At 62.6% G+C, this 17,136-nt stretch carries 18 protein-coding genes; 11 read left to right on the top strand and 7 right to left on the bottom strand.

Annotated features, from left to right (window positions below; genetic code table 11):
• The first annotated feature begins 64 nt into the window (after window positions 1-64).
• On the top strand, window positions 65-709 hold the full coding sequence (locus LZC95_02580; protein WXA95725.1) for a redoxin domain-containing protein: 645 nt from the start codon (window positions 65-67) through the stop codon (window positions 707-709).
• Window positions 710-1,011: 302 nt separating this feature from the next.
• On the opposite strand, the gene LZC95_02585 is transcribed toward LZC95_02580, so the two are convergent.
• From LZC95_02585 to LZC95_02595, 3 genes are all read right to left on the bottom strand, one after another.
• The gene (locus LZC95_02585) at window positions 1,012-1,257 is read right to left on the bottom strand and encodes a DUF2795 domain-containing protein (GenBank protein ID WXA95726.1); all 246 of its coding nucleotides are present in this window, start codon (window positions 1,255-1,257) and stop codon (window positions 1,012-1,014) included.
• A gap of 482 nt (window positions 1,258-1,739) precedes the next feature.
• Window positions 1,740-2,129: a RidA family protein gene (locus LZC95_02590; GenBank protein ID WXA95727.1), complete on the bottom strand. Its 390-nt coding sequence runs from the start codon at window positions 2,127-2,129 to the stop codon at window positions 1,740-1,742.
• Window positions 2,130-2,241: 112 nt separating this feature from the next.
• Window positions 2,242-3,045, bottom strand: coding sequence for an MBL fold metallo-hydrolase (locus LZC95_02595; protein WXA95728.1), 804 nt, complete (start codon window positions 3,043-3,045; stop codon window positions 2,242-2,244).
• A gap of 246 nt (window positions 3,046-3,291) precedes the next feature.
• On the opposite strand from LZC95_02595, the gene LZC95_02600 reads away from it, so the two are divergent.
• Together LZC95_02600 and LZC95_02605 are read left to right on the top strand one after the other, a co-directional pair.
• Complete coding sequence (locus LZC95_02600) at window positions 3,292-3,921, top strand: XRE family transcriptional regulator (protein WXA95729.1); 630 nt, start codon at window positions 3,292-3,294, stop codon at window positions 3,919-3,921.
• Between the two features lie 185 nt (window positions 3,922-4,106).
• Window positions 4,107-5,006, top strand: a complete 900-nt coding sequence (locus tag LZC95_02605; GenBank protein WXA95730.1) for a LysR substrate-binding domain-containing protein — start codon at window positions 4,107-4,109, stop codon at window positions 5,004-5,006.
• Between the two features lie 43 nt (window positions 5,007-5,049).
• On the opposite strand, the gene LZC95_02610 is transcribed toward LZC95_02605, so the two are convergent.
• Entirely contained in the window at window positions 5,050-6,603 is a 1,554-nt protein-coding gene (locus LZC95_02610) for an MFS transporter (protein ID WXA95731.1), read from the bottom strand.
• Between the two features lie 184 nt (window positions 6,604-6,787).
• Here LZC95_02610 and LZC95_02615 point away from each other — a divergent pair, with 184 nt between their 5' ends.
• The 6 genes from LZC95_02615 (at window position 6,788) to LZC95_02640 (ending at window position 11,858) form a co-directional block, all read left to right on the top strand.
• Entirely contained in the window at window positions 6,788-7,594 is an 807-nt protein-coding gene (locus LZC95_02615; protein ID WXA95732.1) for a hypothetical protein, read from the top strand.
• 196 nt (window positions 7,595-7,790) lie between these two features.
• Window positions 7,791-8,618, top strand: coding sequence for a hypothetical protein (locus LZC95_02620; protein WXA95733.1), 828 nt, complete (start codon window positions 7,791-7,793; stop codon window positions 8,616-8,618).
• Window positions 8,619-8,628: 10 nt separating this feature from the next.
• Entirely contained in the window at window positions 8,629-9,306 is a 678-nt protein-coding gene (locus LZC95_02625) for a hypothetical protein (protein WXA95734.1), read from the top strand.
• 115 nt (window positions 9,307-9,421) lie between these two features.
• Window positions 9,422-10,690, top strand: a complete 1,269-nt coding sequence (locus LZC95_02630; GenBank protein ID WXA95735.1) for a hypothetical protein — start codon at window positions 9,422-9,424, stop codon at window positions 10,688-10,690.
• Window positions 10,687-11,475 (top strand): lasso peptide biosynthesis protein, encoded by a 789-nt coding sequence (locus tag LZC95_02635; protein WXA95736.1) that lies wholly within the window; start codon window positions 10,687-10,689, stop codon window positions 11,473-11,475. Before LZC95_02630 ends, LZC95_02635 begins: the two co-directional genes overlap by 4 nt.
• 23 nt (window positions 11,476-11,498) lie before the next feature.
• Entirely contained in the window at window positions 11,499-11,858 is a 360-nt protein-coding gene (locus tag LZC95_02640; protein ID WXA95737.1) for a hypothetical protein, read from the top strand.
• 7 nt (window positions 11,859-11,865) lie between these two features.
• Here LZC95_02640 and LZC95_02645 read toward each other — a convergent pair whose 3' ends face one another.
• The 3 genes from LZC95_02645 to LZC95_02655 form a co-directional block, all read right to left on the bottom strand.
• The gene (locus LZC95_02645) at window positions 11,866-13,044 is read right to left on the bottom strand and encodes a hypothetical protein (protein ID WXA95738.1); all 1,179 of its coding nucleotides are present in this window, start codon (window positions 13,042-13,044) and stop codon (window positions 11,866-11,868) included.
• A 349-nt stretch (window positions 13,045-13,393) separates the two neighbouring features.
• A complete protein-coding gene (locus tag LZC95_02650; protein ID WXA95739.1) occupies window positions 13,394-13,768 on the bottom strand; it encodes a VOC family protein in 375 nt (124 codons plus the stop codon).
• Between the two features lie 92 nt (window positions 13,769-13,860).
• Window positions 13,861-16,296: a U32 family peptidase gene (locus LZC95_02655; protein WXA95740.1), complete on the bottom strand. Its 2,436-nt coding sequence runs from the start codon at window positions 16,294-16,296 to the stop codon at window positions 13,861-13,863.
• 172 nt (window positions 16,297-16,468) lie between these two features.
• Between LZC95_02655 and LZC95_02660 the strand changes: the two genes are divergently transcribed.
• A complete protein-coding gene (locus LZC95_02660; GenBank protein ID WXA95741.1) occupies window positions 16,469-16,687 on the top strand; it encodes a hypothetical protein in 219 nt (72 codons plus the stop codon).
• 29 nt (window positions 16,688-16,716) lie between these two features.
• The gene (locus LZC95_02665) at window positions 16,717-17,136 is read left to right on the top strand and encodes a GNAT family N-acetyltransferase (protein ID WXA95742.1); all 420 of its coding nucleotides are present in this window, start codon (window positions 16,717-16,719) and stop codon (window positions 17,134-17,136) included.

The raw sequence follows: 17,136 nt of genomic DNA on the forward strand, positions 1-17,136 counted from the left end.
CGCGGTCGAGTGGTTCCCGCTGGCAAGGTCATTTGGGCCGTGATAGTGTAATAATTGAGGTTTCATGACCCATCTTCGTCATCGCGATTACGAGCAAAGTCGAGGGATTCGGGGCTCGGCCTTCACAATCTGGTGGGGCGCGTCGATCATCTCGCTGCCGGCTTTGCTCGCGCTGGGTTGCAACAATCGCGCTGACCGCCCCGCCGGCCCGCCATCGGAGAGCGCAATCGCGCCGGCGCATAGCACTTCTGAATCCGTGCAGGCTCCGGCTGCGTCAGAGCTCAAGGCAGGCGCGCCGGCTCCTGATGTGACTTTGACATTGCAGGATGGCTTTCAGCTTCCGCTGTTGTCGGAGAAGGGCAAACCCGTAGCTGTCTACTTTTGTTCGTCGGATGAGAATCCCGATTGCCTTCGCGAAGCACACGGGCTGCGTGATCACTGGAGCGCACTGCACAAGCATCACGTCGTCGTGGTCGGAGTCTCGGCGCGAGACGCGTCATCGCACCGAGCCTTCATCGCCGAACACAAGCTGCCGTTCGATCTCGCCACCGACGCAGATGGCCATATCGCGCAGGCCTTCAAAGTGCCAACGCGCGGCGAATATAGCCCTCGCACATTCCTGATCGGCAGCGACGGCAAGTTGCGAGGTGTGTGGCAAACGGCCAATCCCGAGGCACTCGTCCAGGAGATTCTCGCGGCGGTTGAGTGACCATTGCGACTGACATGATATTTACAGGTTCAGCGCGGGCACTCGTGAGGATCACGCGATCAGTATGGTCTCGCTCTCCTTCAGGGCCTTCCGTCGTCCCTACGATCCCCTGAAGACGGGCGCGAACGAAAGCTGACCGATGAGGAACAAAATGGGCGTTTGCGCGCGTGGTGGTGGTCCCAGCGGTTTGGAAGATGCACGGAGGCCGTGCTGCCGGCCAGAGCTTGGCCATGGCAAGCCGGAGGCGAGCGCCCGCATCGCGAAACGCGAGGCGCTCGCTACCGGCAAGACATTCTCACCGGTTACTGAGTGGTCGTACCTTGGGCTTTGTTGTACTTGTCAGCCTTGGTGATCTCGCTCAGACTGTTGTAGCGTTTTCCGTCCTTGAGCTGGAATGCGCGCAATTGATTGAGGACACCTTCGGGCGTTTTGTTCTCGATGGCCTTGGCGATGAGTTCCTCCTTCGTCGCCGGCCAATTCAGCCCCTCGAGATACTTCTCTCCTAGAGCCTTCAATCCATCGTTGAGTTTGTTGACAGCATCAAACATGACGAGCTCCTTGTTCGAGTGGGAGATTCCGTACTCAGAAGACGACATCGTCATTGCGGTAACGTACTAAGGAATAACGCGTAACCTGCGCCACTCGACGGCGACGCAAAGGCAATCCTCATACTCGAACTGGAAGCTTCCGCGGCGCACGTACTCGAGGCGTGTCGGGGCGGAGAGGACCTGAGCCTGCTGCAAAAGCGCCGCACCCGTCGTAACTCACGACAGGACGACCGAGACAACAAGAGCCTGAGGTCGTCGCGCGGGCATTGGAGCAACCCGTCACACGTCACGACACCCGTGTACCGTCTCGATGGATGCGTCTCCAGAGATACGCGTGCAAGATGCATGCAAAATGACCCGGAGTTGCTCTCCAGAGTGGAGACACATGGAGAGCAAATACTCACGGCTCTCTCTCGGAGCGGCGCGCCGGGGGCCGCGACCCCATGATCCCCCTTCGAGGGGAAACCTCGGAAATCAGCAGCTCACACTCGGGCAGCGACGGCTTGGATCTCGACGACCAGGTTGGATTCCGCCAAACCGGCGACAATGACCAAGGTGGTGGCGGCGGCGTGACCGGCTAGTCGCTTCTCTCTCTCCCTGCGATAGAGTGGCACGAGGTCAGGCCGGGTGACGAAGCCTTCGACCTTGACGAGATCGGTCACCGTCATGCCGGCATCCGTCAGCACCGCGAACAGATTGTCCCAGGCCAGCTCCATCTGCCTCTCCGGATCCTCCGCAACGATGCCGTCGGGTGTGGCCCCCACCTGACCGGAAACATAGAGCCAACTTGCGCCGGCGGGCACGGAGGCGCCATGGCTATAACACGAGAAGGGCGGTGCGATCGTGGATGGGTTGCGCAATTGAATGGTCATCACTGTTCCCTTTGAAATGTCGTTTTGGACGGCCGTAGAAAATGAGGTCACCGGGCTCGAAACGCGTCAGGCGCCGAGCGCCAGTGCAGCGCGAAGGCCCGCCACGCTGCGTTCAGTCAATGGCGTGGAATACGAATTGATTGCCGCTTTTCGTCACACGTCCGATTCCAGGAAAGTCCAGATGCGCTCCAGCTACGAAATGGTTTGGTCGTGTAGCGCGATTCAAGAGGACCATCCTTGCCTTGCGTGCATTCGATGGATCGTCATCCCACTGCCACGTAATTTCTGGGCGTGCGAATTGAATGGATGGGACATGAACGGTGTCACCCCAAGCGATCAAATGTCCGACGCTGCTTTCGATGTCATAGGCGGTATGGCCCGGCGAATGTCCGGCAGCCTTGACCGCAGCGATGTGCTTGCTGATGGGGAATTCGTCGTCGATTGGGGTTGCGCGATCTCGTAGACGCGCCAATCGGCCACTGAAAATCGATATCTCTTCCTTTGCAAGGAATATTCGTTCGGCTCGAGGAAAAGCCTCGGAACCGTCTGCGGCGATGAGCCCATTCACATGATCCTCGTGTGTGTGGGTCAACGCGACGTGCGTGACGCTGGTTCTATCGATTCCCGCTTCCCGCATTCCGTCCAGAAGCGCTCCCATCGTCGAATGCCACGTGTCTGCTGCGCCGGTGTCGATCAGGACGGAGCGCTCATTCTCGATGATCAGGAACGCATTGACCGACAGCCGCAGTTGGCCGTCGACGAGGTGAACCCCGTCAGGTGGCGTATCGAAAGGCCTTCCGGACTCCTGCCGCAGTCGTGTCGGAGGCATATCGACGTATCCATCCCGTAGCGCAACGACCTTCAGGTCGCCGAACTCGAAGGATGCGTAGTCCTTTCCTTTCGCAATCAGTTTCATGATGCCGTCACGATGTTGAGAACCGTATCTCCTTTAGAAGAAATTGCAAGCCCCAGGGTCTCGAAACCGCGCAGAAGGCGCCCAGGTGCCGTCGGCCTTGCTGCGGAGAGCGCTACGGCATCACTTGCCAGGCCCTCTCGCTCGAAAGCGCGGGCTTGTTGCCTCTGGCCCGCGACGGTAGCCTCCATCATCGGTGCCAGAACTCATCTTCTATAGTGGAAGATGGCGCCGGTTTCGAGGGCTCGCGTGACGACCGCAAAAGGCAGCAAGGTGAAAAAAAGAAGCAGAAATGCAAGTGAGGAGGAAGACGGAAGCGACGACCTTTCGCTCGCGTTGGGCGCTCGCGTCCGCAAATTGCGCGACGCTGCCGGAATGACATTGGAGCAACTATCCCAGCAGTCGGGGGTTAGTCGCGCGATGCTTTCCAAGGTCGAACGCGGCGAGAAGAGTCCAACCGTTGGCATTGCAACGAGAATTGCCCGCGGGCTGCAGACATCATTGACGGAGCTGCTTGGTGGAAACGCATCCGAAGGGGCTATCGTGCTCATGCGCAAGACGGCCCGTCCCGTCTTTCGCGACCCCGAAACCGGCTTCGAGCGACACATCGTGTCACCAGCCACGGGCGGTACACGCGTCGAACTGATTTACCACTATTTACCGGCGGGGATCTCCACAGGGTTGCTTCCAGCGTATCCCCCTGGAACGGAAAAGCAGATCGTGGTCACGATAGGTAATCTCGTCGTGGAATTCAAAGGATCCAAAGAGCATCTAGGCCCGGGAGACTCGCTCTTCTTCCAAGCGAACGTAGAGCATGGCTTTGCAAACCCCACTGCGGAGCCATGCGGCTATTTCATGGTCATATCGCGCCACGCATGAAAGCTGGCTGAGTGATGCACGCACTTCCCATGCGGTCGTGGATCGCGGGATGAGCCACGCGATCATCTTGCGCGCAGGAAATGCGTTTCTTACAGATTCCGCTTCGGAGGTGTTCCATGTCCTACCGAGAACGGCGGCCCGCAATACGGCCGAAGGTCGTGAAACGGGTGTGCTAGTGAACGCACATGAATAGCCTCAGCGGGATCGTCGTTTTCGTCAAAACTGCCGAGACTCTGAGTTTCGTGGCCGCGGGGCGTGCGCTCGGATTGACGGCGTCGGCGGTGGGCAAGAGCATCGCGAAGCTCGAAGAGAACCTGGGGGTGCGCCTGTTTCAGCGCACGACGCGCACCGTTCGTCTGACGGCGGCGGGCGAGCTATTCTTCGAACGTTGCCAGCGCATCATGGAGGACCTGAAAGACGCGGAGACCATGCTCTCGCACGTCGCGCAGGCACCCCGAGGGCGACTGCGCGTCAGCCTGCCGACCATCGGCTACCGCTTTCTACTGCCGGTCTTGCCGGAGTTTCGCCGCCTGCACCCCGAGGTGGAACTCGATCTGGACTTCAATGACGCCCTCGTCGACATCGTCAACGAGGGCGTCGATATCGCCATTCGGAGTGGAAGCCTCCCGGAGTCACGACTGATTTCGCGCCGCCTGGGAACCTTTCGCTTCGTTTTGTGTGGGTCCCCCGGATATTTGAAGCGCAAAGGTGTGCCGCGGGTGCCGTCGGATTTGAAGCAACACGATTGCATTCGTTTTCGCTTCCTCACCACGGGAAAGCTTCAGAATTGGACGTTGTCAGGAGATCCGGCGTGGTCACAACTTCGTCTGACCGCGTCCATGACGTGCAACAACATGGAGGCGGTCCTTGCCGCGGCCATCGACGGCCATGGGATTGCCTATATGCCGGACTTCCTCGCGCGCGACTCCATCAAGGCCGGCGCCGTCCAACCCGTGCTCGAGCGGTATCTCCAGGACCATGGGCAATTTTGGGCGCTTTGGGCCTCGAGCCGGCAGCTCTCGCCGAAGGTTCGCGTTTTCGTCGACTTCATCTCCGAGCGACTCTTCCGCGTGAATCGCGAATAGGCAGCAGCTTGCGCGAGCATGGCATTCGTCGCTCAATCTGCTCTCAACCCACCGCGCTCTGGGCGTCGGGCTCGGGATCAGCCAAGTGCGGCAGCTTTGACTGGCTCAGAAATCCGAAGACCATGCCGGCGGACACCACCGTGATCGTCGCGAGGATGTACAGCAGGATGTGGAACGCCTCGCCGTAGGCATACACCAACGCCTCGTGGTGGGTGCCCGGCAGCAGCGATGTCGCGTGCGGCACCTCGCCCATCGCGAGCCAATGTGCGGCTTCCGGCAGTGCGGGCGACGAATTGGCAGACGGCGTGGTGCGTAGAGCGGATTCCGCCAGCCCGGCGAGCAGCGCACCGACGATGGCCAATGCAATGCCTTCTCCCGCGACCCGTGTGGTGCTGAAGATACCGGTGGCCATTCCGGCGCGCTCCTTCGGCACGACGCTGACGGCCAGGCCATCCATCAGACCCCACGGCAAGCTGATGCCGAATCCAATGAGCAGCATGGGTAGCGCCAGCACGTCGGCCGGCTGCCCCGGCGCGCATTGCGCCAGCCACACCAGGCCGCCCGCGCAAATCAGCAGTCCCACGCCGGAAATCAGCCCGGCCGACACCCAGCGCGTGAGGATGCCTGCAAGCATGGGCACCACCAGCATGGGGGCGGACAGGAGGATCATCATGCGGCCTGCCTCGACGGCGCTATAGCCTTCGATACCGATGAAACGGATCGGCAGTAGCACCTGGAGCACGACATAAGAATAGGCGGGTGCAGCAGCGAGAAACTGCACACCAATGAAGCGAGGATATCGGAACAGCGATAGGTCGAGCATGGGCCGGCGCACGCGGTTCTCGACCATCACGAACGCCACCATCGATGCCACGGAACCCACCAGCAACAGCACGACGGGGATGCTGGTCCAACCGCTGTCGGGCGCCAGCAACACCGCATAGGTAAATAGGGTCAGTGCGGCGGTGAAGCTGATGGCGCCAGGCCAGTCGAGGCCGACCGCGTCGGGGTCGCGCGATTCGCGCATGCAGCGGGCTCCGAACACCAGCGCGAAGGTGCTGATGACGGTGACGCTGAGAAAGACCGAGCGCCAGCCAAAGTGCTGAATCATGAATCCCGCCAAGATGGGGCCGAACGCCAGTCCGACGCCAAAGGTGGTCCCGAGCAGGCTGAAAGCGCGCGTGCGGGCCGACCCGTCGAACTCCTGCGCCAGCGCCGCTGCGCCGCCGGAGAACGCCGCGGCCCCGGCCACGCCTTGCGCGGCACGCAACACGTCGAGCCATACGATGTTCGGCGCCGCCGACGCGGTCAGGGCGGTCAGCGCGAAGACGGCGACGCCGCCGACGAACAGGCGCTTGCGGCCAAATTGGTCCGCCAGCGCGCCCGCGGCCATCAGGCAGCTACCGAAACTGAGCATGAACGCGTTGGTCACCCAGCTCAGTGCGATCGCGCTGCTGCCGAGATTTTGCGCGATCGCCGGCAGGGCCACTGCCGGGCCGGTGAAACTGAGAGGCATCGCTAGCGCCGCAAGGCAGACAGCGCCTAGGACCATCCGTTTTTGTGTGGTGGTATCCACACCGGTACCGGTGGAGTTCATCGTATTTCCTTTGTCCGAGATGAACGGAAGATAGGAAGGCCCGAATACCGTTGGAACCGCCGCCACTTTCCGGACTCTCCGGACAAATAGTCTTCAATGGGAGGGATGGATTGGCCGAGGGGCCCCCAAGATCGAACTCGATCGACCTTGACGATATGGTCGTCTTGCGATCATCGTGACCCCGATGCTCCATCGCCCTTACGAGATTCACGAGGTTCGAGGCTATCGGCTGTTGGACCCAGATGCCTCGTTCGAGCGGCTCGGTCCCTGGGACCAGCCCTGCGACCGTTTCCGAGCGACGCTGACCTGCGTCGATTGGCCCATCGATGTTCCCCTCGCGGTGCGCCCGGGCGAACGGCATCTACCCGGACGGATCGAGACGGTGGGGGGGCAATGGGTCCGGTCGATTGAGATCCTGGAGCGCGCGCCCTGCGAGGAGCCCATCTGGCCGCCTCTCGAGGGCGATCACGAGGTCGAGAACCTGCGATTTGCGATCACGCTCGAAGAGCCGCTGCCTCCGGCCTTCATTCCGTATCGGCAGCATCCATACCGCGAGGGAGAACTGCCCTTTTACGAAATTTTGGAAAGGCTGCTTGCAGAGCAATCGGTTCGCTTGTCGGGCGTGCACGAGAGCGCCAACTGGTGGGCATTCGGAGTCTATCAGATTGGGAGCTGCGGTTTCGCCGTCGCGCGGGCCGATGCTCGCGTGACGCACTTCGGCTCCTTATTTGGATGGGACGATTGGATCTGGGCTCATGAGCGCGGCCTCCTCACCGGGCCGATGGATCTGGTGATCGAGTCCGTCGTCGATTTGGAAGCATCGATCGCGCTCCTCGAGGAGATGCGCATCGGGCGCCCCGCTGACAATCGCGACCGCTTGGCGAATCCTCCCGCGACTTATGCGCGTGCCGTGAACTGGAGACACATTCGGAACCTACGGCACGAGAGCGAGGGCGCCTTCGAATGGCGCCTGGCCCCAGCACCGCTCTAAATCGCAGCGCATGATCGAGCACGCTCGCTCGCGCAGCGTCTGCAGATGACATGCGTGCGTCGATCCGCGACGCGGCGCAGATGGCACCGATGTAAATTCGGCCTCCACTGCGCAGGCATAGGCGTTGCTCACCGACGGGGCCATGCAACCCAAATCACGCGATGAGGGGTTCAACCCTTTATCCTATGAAGAGTACATGCGGCTCGAGCTGCCGCCGAGCAATGATGCATCGCTTTCCGGCAAGGGCGCTCCCGTCGTTTCCACCGAGACGGCTGGGGGAGCGCGGGGTGTTCGCAGCTACGAATACGTTCGGCGCGGTACCAATGAATTGGCCCTGAACCTTTGGACGCTGGTCAGCCGAGCGAAGGACCTGTTCCAAATGTTCAACGCGGCAAGGGCATTCTGCGCTTGGTACAATCAGAGCCCCGTTGCGGAAGAGAAGAACGCGAACCATCCGCGCGAGCAAACCCATCGCATGCTCGACGATCTCGTCTCCACCGCGGGAAACAACGGCATCGTGGGCGTCATCGAGAATCAGTGTGATCAGGACTTGATCCTGGACGACTGGATTCACTGGTATGGCTGGGTCGATCGTCTGAAAATTCCTCAAATCATTGGCTCCTACGAAACGCGGCCATTCGACTGCGTCTACAGCGGCGCGTTCTGGCACACAGCGGCCGTGGGCTTCCGCTATCGAATCGGAAAAGCTTCGCCGGGCCAGACCCAGTGGTATGCGTATATCTGCTTTTACAACAATCGATTCAGTAGTAATTATACCTACGTGTACATCTCACGAAATAAGAATGAGTCGTGGGACACGCTCTACGACGCGATGGAATCGAATAGCTCCATCGCGAACGGTCCCACAGGTTGTCCTTATTTGATGAGCAGCGCCATCACGCTCAATTATCGAGCGGGCGCCTATGCGCAAGTTGCACAGGAAGATCGCGCAGACCTGCTGACGAGCTTGAAATACGCGCTGCTCCCGTGGCGCACGCCCGTCGATTACAAGGACGAATTGTGAGGCAAAACCAATGAACGACATCATGTGGTGCGTTGGCACGGAAGACAACGTGGGCGAGTGGAATTACGACACCAACGGCTGGAACGATCTCGGCAAGATCGGAAACTGGAAGTTGATCGATCTGGCCTTCGACCCGAAGGATCAGGTCTGGTGCGTCGGCAGCGCGAACAACGTCGGCAAATGGGACTCGGGTACCAATCGATGGGACGACGAAGGCCGTCTCGGTGGCTGGAAGCTGCTCGCCATCGCCTTCGACTCGGATGGCACCTTGTGGTGCGTCGGCACGGACAACAACGTGGGCCGATGGGATGCGGAGGGCCGCAAATGGAAGAATTTGGGCCACGTCGGAGGCTGGAAGCTGCTCTCCATCGCGTTCGACCGCAAAGGTACGTTGTGGGGCGTCCGAACGGATCACACCGTGGGCAAGTTGAACGCGGCGCACGATGGCTGGGAGAACCTCGGTCAGCTCGGACACCAGCCGCTGCTCGGCGTGGCCTTCGATCGCGACAACGTACTTTGGGGTGTCAACACGAAGCACGAGGTCGGCCGGTGGGATTCGGCCAAGAACAATTGGCAGAGCATGACGCGTCTCGGGGGCTGGCAGATTCGCGTTCTCGTCTTCAACAACGGAATGGAAGGTTCGGCGCGCCTTGCGCGTGGGACCGGCAACGCACCTCCCGCGACGTAACGACTTTGTTTTCTTGGCCTTTATGGCCGATTGCTGCGATCGAGACGTTTGTCGGGGCGCAGCGTCGGCGCGGAGTGTTGCCCGCGGTCAAGCACCATGTTATGCGGGCGGCGCAATGCGCACCAACTTCTCATGGGGTGTTCTTTCGTTGTCCTTCTTCGTCGCCGCGTGTGGCGGCGCCAACTCCGGTGGTACTGGCACCCCGGTCGCTGCGAAGCCCGCGGCGAGCGCGCCAGCTGCTCCGGCCAACAGCGCCGGTGAGGTGACCGCCGACACTCTTTTCGTGCGGGAGTCGACAGGACTCAAAGCGGTGAGCGCGAAGTCGGGCGACGGCAACCTCGCGGTGTCCGTCGAGAGCTCGGCGCAACCGACCTTCGAGGCCAAGAACAACGTGCCGCAGGTCACGATCCCGATCGGGGCGGAGCAGCCGGTCATCTGCCTGCTCCGCGGTGACGCGCCGTCGACCGGGAGCCTTCTACGCTCGCTGATCAGCGGCGTGCAGAAGGAGGAGCCGAAGAACCAGATCACGATGCTCGACGCCGCGGTGCTCGGCAACGTGCCGTACTATCTGGCCGAGCTGCAGTACATCGACGAGAAGACCGGCAAGCCGCTTCTCGGCGCACTCAAGATCGCCGTCTTCGGTCGGGCGGGGGACACTCTCCTGTGCATGCACGACGAGCTGGGCTACCGCGCCACCTTCAAGAGGGTGGCCGAGTCGGTCGCCAAGACCCTCCAAAAGAAGAACGCCGAGGAGCCGACCGCGCCGAATGAGCTCGAGATCCTGTTGGCCAAGGTGCAGCAGCAGCCCATGGGTTACACACTCGAGCGCCACTTCATCACGCCGGAAGGGACGCACGTCGAGATCGAGTCGTCGACGATGCTCGTGCGCCGCTCGGCGACGGAGCTCATGAGCATGGAGTCGGTCCGCGTGACGGAGTCGAGCAAGGACGGGATCGCGACGAAGATCCGCACGCTCTCCGAGGAAGGGGGCGAGCAATCCGAGTCGCTCACCGTCGAGCGGAAGTCGGGCGGGAAGTACCACGTCGAGGGGACCAAGAGCGGCAAGGCGGTGAAGGGGGACTTCACCAGCAAGAACCCGATTTGGGCCTCGTGGCGCCAGCGTGCCGAGGTGCGCGACAAGATGCTGCGCGGCCGTAAGGTCCGCGAGCTGAGCTTGAGCGGCTATTCGTCGGGTGCCAATCCGACCGGGATGACGCCGACGACGTACAAGGCGACGAGCGACGCGAACGCGTTCGACATCACGCACGGCGAGATGCAGCTGCGCGCCACACTCGATGCCGACGCGCGCACGACGCAGATGGGGCTCAAGATGGGGGCGATCGAGATCGCGTTCGAGCGCGCGGTCCTCGAGTCGCACAAGTGAACGGCGCGATCAGCCGGCGTGCGTGGCTCGGGCTCGTGGCGGGCGGGGGGCTGCTCGCCGTATCGCCCGCGCGGGCCGCCGAGGACACGCCGCCGTTCCTCGACGTGATACCCCTCACGATGGAAGGCGACGTCGCGCTCGAGGGGCCGGTGCACCTCACGCTCAAACGCGATGACAGCGCGGCGCTGGCCGCGGCGTTGCGCGCGAGCCACGGAAAGGTGGACGCGACGGCCGATGGCGTCCGTGTGCGGCTCGCGCAGTACCGGCCGGTGACGGCGGATCGGCCGCAAGGTTTCACCCGGCCTTCCTTCTTGCTCGACTACGACGAGCCGGCATTTGCGCCCGCGGCGGCGCTTGCGAAGGCGTACCTCGAGAAGAAGGCGGGCGAGCCAAAAGCGGCGGCGCTCACGGCGTTCGTGGCCGAGTTCATCACCAAGAAGAACCGGATGCGCGGGTTCGATGTCGCGTCGATCGTGGCCAAACGGGGCGAGGGGGACTGCACCGAGCATGCGGTGCTCCTCGCGGCGTTGCTGCGCGCCAATGGGATCGCGGCGCGCGTCATCTGCGGCCTCGTGCTGATGAAGATGGAGAGGCCGCTCGCCTTCGGGCATGCATGGACCGAGGCTTGGGTCGACGGTGGATGGAAGCCGTTCGACGCGGCTGCGACGGCGAAGCACCGGCTCGGGCTGTTCGTCGTAACCAACGAGGGCGCGGGATTCTCGGCGGGGCTGGCGGCGAAGTACCAGGCGCTGCTGCCGACGCGCCTGGTGCTCGCGGCGGGGTAATCGGCAGGCTATATCTCGAATCGGTGATGTCTCGTTCCGAGGGAGCTCACGCGAAGGTACGGCTCGTGCTCCGTGCACTGGCGCCAATCTTCGTGTGTGCAGCGCTTTTTCATGTCTACCGTGTCGTCGCACCCGTGCCGGACGAGCCAACATGGCGTCACGCGCTCTTCATTGGCTTGAATCTGCTGATTGCCGCCGGCCTTTGGTACGAACCCCGGCGGCTCCTCGTGCCGTTTGGACTTTTGACGGCCCAGCAGCTCATGAGCCATGGTGGCTCGCTCTACACGGTATGGCATATGGAGCACGCCATCGATTGGCCCTCGATTGGCGTGTTGGTTTTGATGCCGGTGGTGTTCGTCCTGTTGCTGCGTTTGCGCCAGTGACCATGCGCTAACGCCCCGGTCCAATGACGAAGGCCAATGCCGACGGGATCCGCTTTCCAAAGTGGGTGGCATTGTGCTCGTGGCCAGGATCGAGCACCGGGGTGACCAACGTCATGAGTGTGCGTCCCTCGACGTAGCCTGCATCCGTGTAGGCTTGAAAGAGAGCTCGATTGCTCGCGATCATGATGTCTTTGAGGTCGGTGTCCGGATAATCCTCGCCGCCGCCGACGTCGGCGTACACCTTCAACGTCTGCTTCGGACCGGTCTTCGCGTCACGGACCATGCGTACGGCAAGGCGATCGTCCCACCACGCCGACCCGGACAGCGACACGATGCCTCCGAACACGTCCCCGCGTGTCACGCCCGCATAGACGGACATGAGCCCTCCGAGCGATCCGCCGCCAATGAACGTGGTCTCGCGCGCGGGCCGCGTTCGCAGCTCGGCATCGACGAGCCGTTTGAGCTCGTCCACCAGCATCGCCAAGAACTTGGGGCCGTCGCCGCTCTTCTTCACGCTACCCGTCGGGTCGAAGGCCTCGGTGGGGGTGAGTTCCAGATGTCGGTCTTCCAACGGGTCCGACGAATTGGCCAACACCGGACTGTCGATGCCCACCACGATCGACTCCGCGATCGCACCCGTCTCGGCGGCTGCATCGAGGGCATCGTCGACGAGCGCATCGCCCAACACCGCCGTCCCGATGACCCAATTGCTGAACATGGCTTGACCATCCATCATGTAGATGACCGGAAACCGCGCGGTGGGATTTTCCTCGTAGCTCGGGGGCACGTACACCTCGATCGGGCGCCCCATCCCATCGGGTCGGGGGTGCACCTTCGATTTGAACTCCGGCCAACGTGTGCTCACGCTCCCCCGCGTCTGGAAGAAGTGTGGATAGATGTCCACCCTCTGCCCCGCCGCTATTTTGTAGTCGGGACCGCGCGCAGGCACGCCGTCGAGCACGGGCTTGACGCTCAACGCCGAGGCAACCTCGGTGAAGGAGAATTCCCAAGTATCGCCTCCGAGTGCGGTCCCCGTTCGAGTCCCGCGATCCGTCGCGAGGGTCAGCGTCCGAGCGCCAACCGGGTAGTGCACGCGAATCGTCGTCTGCGCCTGCTCGTCGGAACCAGACGCGCAGCCGAGGAGCACGGGAATCCATGCTACGGATAGGCATCGAATGACCTTCATGACAGACTCCATGTTTGTCGATCGGATTGGGCGTGCAACCCAAATTCGATGCCCGCCCCGTCCGCGCCATTCATCTTCCGTCGTCAGGTCGCCGGAGTCGCAATCGTCGGATGACATGTTGGGATATCCCGAACTCCAAAGTTCAATCTTTGGCCCCCTGTCATCTCCAAGTGTCGAGCAGAGTCCTTCGTGGAACTGACCAGCCGACCGGACAGTGAAATGCCCACACAATGGCAACGAGGCATTGATAAGATTCACCGCCGGCGGCGTGATCGGTGTGGTTGCTCATGCGAGCGACAGCGGGTATTGCGCCGATGTGCGCAACTTCGGGAGTCAGTTCCGGGCGACGTTAGGCCTGCATCGAGTGCAATCCGATCTGGTTGCCTTCGAGGTCGGCGATGATGGCGATGAAGCCTTGCTCGCCGATGGACGTGTGCGGCGCGATCTCCTTGGCGCCGGCGGCCTTGGCGCGCGCCAGCGTCGCTTTCACGCCGTCGGGGGCGTCGAGGTAGATGAGGACTCCGGCGCCGGGGGTGAGGCGCGGAGCGGAGACGAGCGCTCCGGTGACGCCCTTTGCATCCTTCTCGACGGGGAAGATGGCGTGCGGCTCACCGCCAAACACCTCGCGTCGTAGCTTCGTATCGAAGGTCTTCTCGTAGAAGGCGGCCGCCTTGTCCAATTCGCGGGCGGGAATCTCGAACCAGTTGATGCTGTTGTTCTTCACGGGAATCTCCAAGAGTGTTGGTGGGAGCGTCGATGAACGACGCTCCTGACCCTGCCACCGGCTCTTGACAGCTTCCTGTCAGGTTTTTCCTGTCATCCGAGAACGCGCAGCGATCCTTTGACGACGCCGTAACCGCTGTCGGTGCGGAGCGTCTTCCAGATGCGCGACGAGCTCGACGGATCGTCGATGGCTTGGCGGTACGAGGTCACGAGGTGGCGAACGTCTTCCGCGGTCTCGCGTACGAGCTCGATTCGGAAGCGGCGCACGCCCGCTCGCACGAGCTCCGGGAGGAGCTGGACGGCGCTTTGCGCGCGGGCGTGGAAAACGGTGTTGCGGCAGCCGACGTCTGCTTCGACCGGATGATCCATCCCCGCGCGATCGCGCAGCGAGACGCGATGCTTCTCGCACGGTCGACCGCACGTCTTGTAGTCGCGGCCTTCCGAGAGCAGCGCAGCGATCACGCAATGCTCCATGTGGAAGAGCGCCATTGGATGGTGCAGCACCGTCTCCATCCATGGACCGAAGCCCGTGCGCGCGAGAACGAGCAACTGGGAGGCATCGAGATCGAACGATGGCGTGAAGGCATCGAGCCCGCGACCGAGCACTTCCGCGGCCGTGATGCGGTTCGTCACATTGAGAGAGAAATCGCCAATATTGGATCGTGTCGAATCGAGTTCACGCAACGCGCCGAGCCCGCGAACGAGGACTGCGTCGGGAGACAGGGACGCCAGATAACGATCGATCTTCTCTTCGCCCGGCTTTCGAATGCGCGGCGGGGCTACGCCGATGAATGCTCCCGGACGCGTCCGCAGCGCCCGCACCGCTTCACCGGTTCCGGTGAGCTCGAGAAAGTCGAGATATACGCCTGCAGCGCCGGCATCCAACGCGCTCGCGGCTTGCTCCAGCGTGCGACAGAGCACATAGAGCCCACCCTGCGGCGGCGCGCGGTCGGGCGGCACGGCCGCGCGGAGCAACTCCTCGGCGCCCGTGTCCGTGAGCGCGACGGGCAGTCGTTCGGTGAGCGCTGCAACGAGTGCCCTGCGCGCGCGGTTTACCGACGACAGCGGAACGATCACGTGCGGCGGCAACGCCATCTCCAACGTGTCGAGCTCGAACGGCGTATCACCGAGGCGCCCAAGCTTGTCGCGCAATGTCGCCTCGTCGACAGGAGCGGAACGCGCCGCTTCAATCGAGCCATCGCCAACGACACGCGCTCGACGCTCCCCTGCCGAGCCCTCGAGCACGAACGGCTCGCCGATCGAGCCCGAGATCTTCATGCGAAGAGGCGTCTTCGTGTTCGCCGCATCGCGCGCCCGAATGCGCTTTTCCACGCCGGGCGCACTCGTCTTGAAGACACGTCCGCTCGCGAGGTCCGAAGGGACCTGGGCATCCGGCCCAAGCCACACGCGCACGACGGATCCATTCGGCGCGGTATTGCCGATCACCTCCCAGACGCGCCCGCCGAACTCGCCGGCACTTGCAAAGCCGCCTTCGACGAGCAAGCCGTCGCCGCGCGCAATCTCCGTTTCTGCGCGAATGCACAACCACGCGCGGCCGCGTGCGCGTTCGACGCGTTCGAGCTTGCCGACGAGGAGGCCGCGATGATCGCACGAGCGACCTTCGACGAGGCGCTGGTGATCGACACCGTGAAAGAAGCCGACGCCCGAACCACGCGTGAACGTTTGCAGCGCGTCATTGCGATCTTCGTCCGTCGGTCCGGCGCTCGCCCCGAGCGCCGCATCGCGCGCTGCACGATAGAGCCGCGTCGTCGCTGCGACGTATTCGGGGCCCTTCAGGCGTCCTTCGATCTTCAGCGAAGACACTCCGAGCCGCGCCAGATCTCCGACGATGCTCGATGCCTCGAGGTCCTCCGGCGACAGCAGGTACGCGCGGTCCCCTAGATCGACGCGCTGATCATCCACGACGAGCTCGTACGGAAGCCGGCACGCCTGGGCGCACGCCCCGCGGTTTGCGCTTCGGCCGCCAATCGCCTCGCTCGTGAGGCATTGCCCCGAATACGAGATGCACAAGGCACCGTGAACGAAGACCTCGACTTCGACATCCGTGCCGGCGCGAATCTTCGCGATGTCGTCGAGCGAAAGCTCGCGTGCGAGGATGACGCGCGTGGCGCCGAGCTCCTTTGCCAGCTCGACCGACGCTGCATCCGTACACGTCATCTGCGTCGACGCATGCACGGCGAGCGCCGGCGCGATCGCCCGCGCGAGCTTCGCCACGCCGAGATCCTGCACGATCACCGCATCGACCCCCGCGGCCGCGCAAGTCCGAATCGCGCGCTCGACCCCGGCCACCTCGTCGTCGAAGACGAGCGTATTCAGCGTCACGTACCCCTTTACCCCGTGGTCGTGCAAATACTGAATCGTCTGCGCGAGCTCTTCCTCGTCGAAATTCGTCGCTCGCGCTCGGGCGTTGTACCCACGCAACCCGAAGTACACTGCGTCGGCCCCTGCCCGAACGGCAGCCTCGAGTGACGCTCGATCTCCAGCCGGTGCGAGAACTTCGGGAAACATGGCCCGCTTCTTACCGCACTCCGCTTGCCCGCGCTCCTCTTGACCTCGAATATCCACGAAAAGGCGTAAAATCCTACCTGAGCATACTCGAGCTCGCCGTACCCGTCCGGTATCGACACTCCTTCCTCCAAGCGATTGACCTGAGCTCGGTCGGCTCTAACGTGGTTCGAGAATGTCTCGAATGAAGGGAGCGCAGCTCCGGGGATTGATCCGCGACTGGGTCGAAGGTTGGGCGCTTTCGCGCGGTGTCGCAGGCCCCGTGGAGGTGCCGGAAGGCCTTTTCCTGCATGTCGGGCGTCCCGATCATATCGCGCGCTACGTCTTGCCGGATCACGATCCCGCCGCCCTTCACGATCTCGTTCAACGCATTACGACGCCAGGCACTGGCTAAAAATTTGTGCCTCCCGTGACGAAATTGCGTTGCCCTCCTCTTGGGCCATCAGCGAACCCGAGACCCTGATGGTGATGCCTTTGCGGAGCATGCCGCCGTCGACGATTCCCGGACCTTACGAGATGGAAATCGTCACGCACCCGCATACGACGGATGTCCGCCTTCGAGCTGCGGATCAAGTCATCGCCGCGAGCGGCCGAATGGCCATCCACGGTGCAAGTGCCATCATCGATCAAGTGGAAACGAATCCGGCGCATCGGCGACGAGGCTTGGGTAGCTTCGTCATGAACGAGCTATGCACGCGCGCCGCGCTTCGTGGAGCATCGCGAGGGGTTCTCGTGGCCACGCTCGAAGGGGTCGCGCTTTATCGATCTCTCGGCTGGACGATCGAGTCCCCCATCACAGCGGCCGTTCACCGCCCGGACACAGCGCGCGCTCCGAGTCCGTAG

Source organism: Sorangiineae bacterium MSr12523, from assembly GCA_037157775.1.
Lineage (GTDB): Bacteria > Myxococcota_A > Polyangia > Polyangiales > Polyangiaceae > Pendulispora > Pendulispora brunnea.

What these genes read in the sequence shown, in the direction of transcription:
- LZC95_02620 (WXA95733.1), top strand. Translation starts at nt 7,791, where the DNA reads ATGCGGCTCGAGCTGCCGCCGAGCAATGATGCATCGCTTTCCGGCAAG.
- LZC95_02580 (WXA95725.1), top strand. Translation starts at nt 65, where the DNA reads ATGACCCATCTTCGTCATCGCGATTACGAGCAAAGTCGAGGGATTCGG.
- LZC95_02605 (WXA95730.1), top strand. Translation starts at nt 4,107, where the DNA reads ATGAATAGCCTCAGCGGGATCGTCGTTTTCGTCAAAACTGCCGAGACT.
- LZC95_02590 (WXA95727.1), bottom strand. Translation starts at nt 2,129, where the DNA reads ATGACCATTCAATTGCGCAACCCATCCACGATCGCACCGCCCTTCTCG.
- LZC95_02610 (WXA95731.1), bottom strand. Translation starts at nt 6,603, where the DNA reads ATGAACTCCACCGGTACCGGTGTGGATACCACCACACAAAAACGGATG.
- LZC95_02630 (WXA95735.1), top strand. Translation starts at nt 9,422, where the DNA reads ATGCGCACCAACTTCTCATGGGGTGTTCTTTCGTTGTCCTTCTTCGTC.
- LZC95_02660 (WXA95741.1), top strand. Translation starts at nt 16,469, where the DNA reads ATGTCTCGAATGAAGGGAGCGCAGCTCCGGGGATTGATCCGCGACTGG.
- LZC95_02645 (WXA95738.1), bottom strand. Translation starts at nt 13,044, where the DNA reads ATGAAGGTCATTCGATGCCTATCCGTAGCATGGATTCCCGTGCTCCTC.
- LZC95_02655 (WXA95740.1), bottom strand. Translation starts at nt 16,296, where the DNA reads ATGTTTCCCGAAGTTCTCGCACCGGCTGGAGATCGAGCGTCACTCGAG.
- LZC95_02625 (WXA95734.1), top strand. Translation starts at nt 8,629, where the DNA reads ATGAACGACATCATGTGGTGCGTTGGCACGGAAGACAACGTGGGCGAG.
- LZC95_02585 (WXA95726.1), bottom strand. Translation starts at nt 1,257, where the DNA reads ATGTTTGATGCTGTCAACAAACTCAACGATGGATTGAAGGCTCTAGGA.
- LZC95_02615 (WXA95732.1), top strand. Translation starts at nt 6,788, where the DNA reads ATGCTCCATCGCCCTTACGAGATTCACGAGGTTCGAGGCTATCGGCTG.
- LZC95_02595 (WXA95728.1), bottom strand. Translation starts at nt 3,045, where the DNA reads ATGAAACTGATTGCGAAAGGAAAGGACTACGCATCCTTCGAGTTCGGC.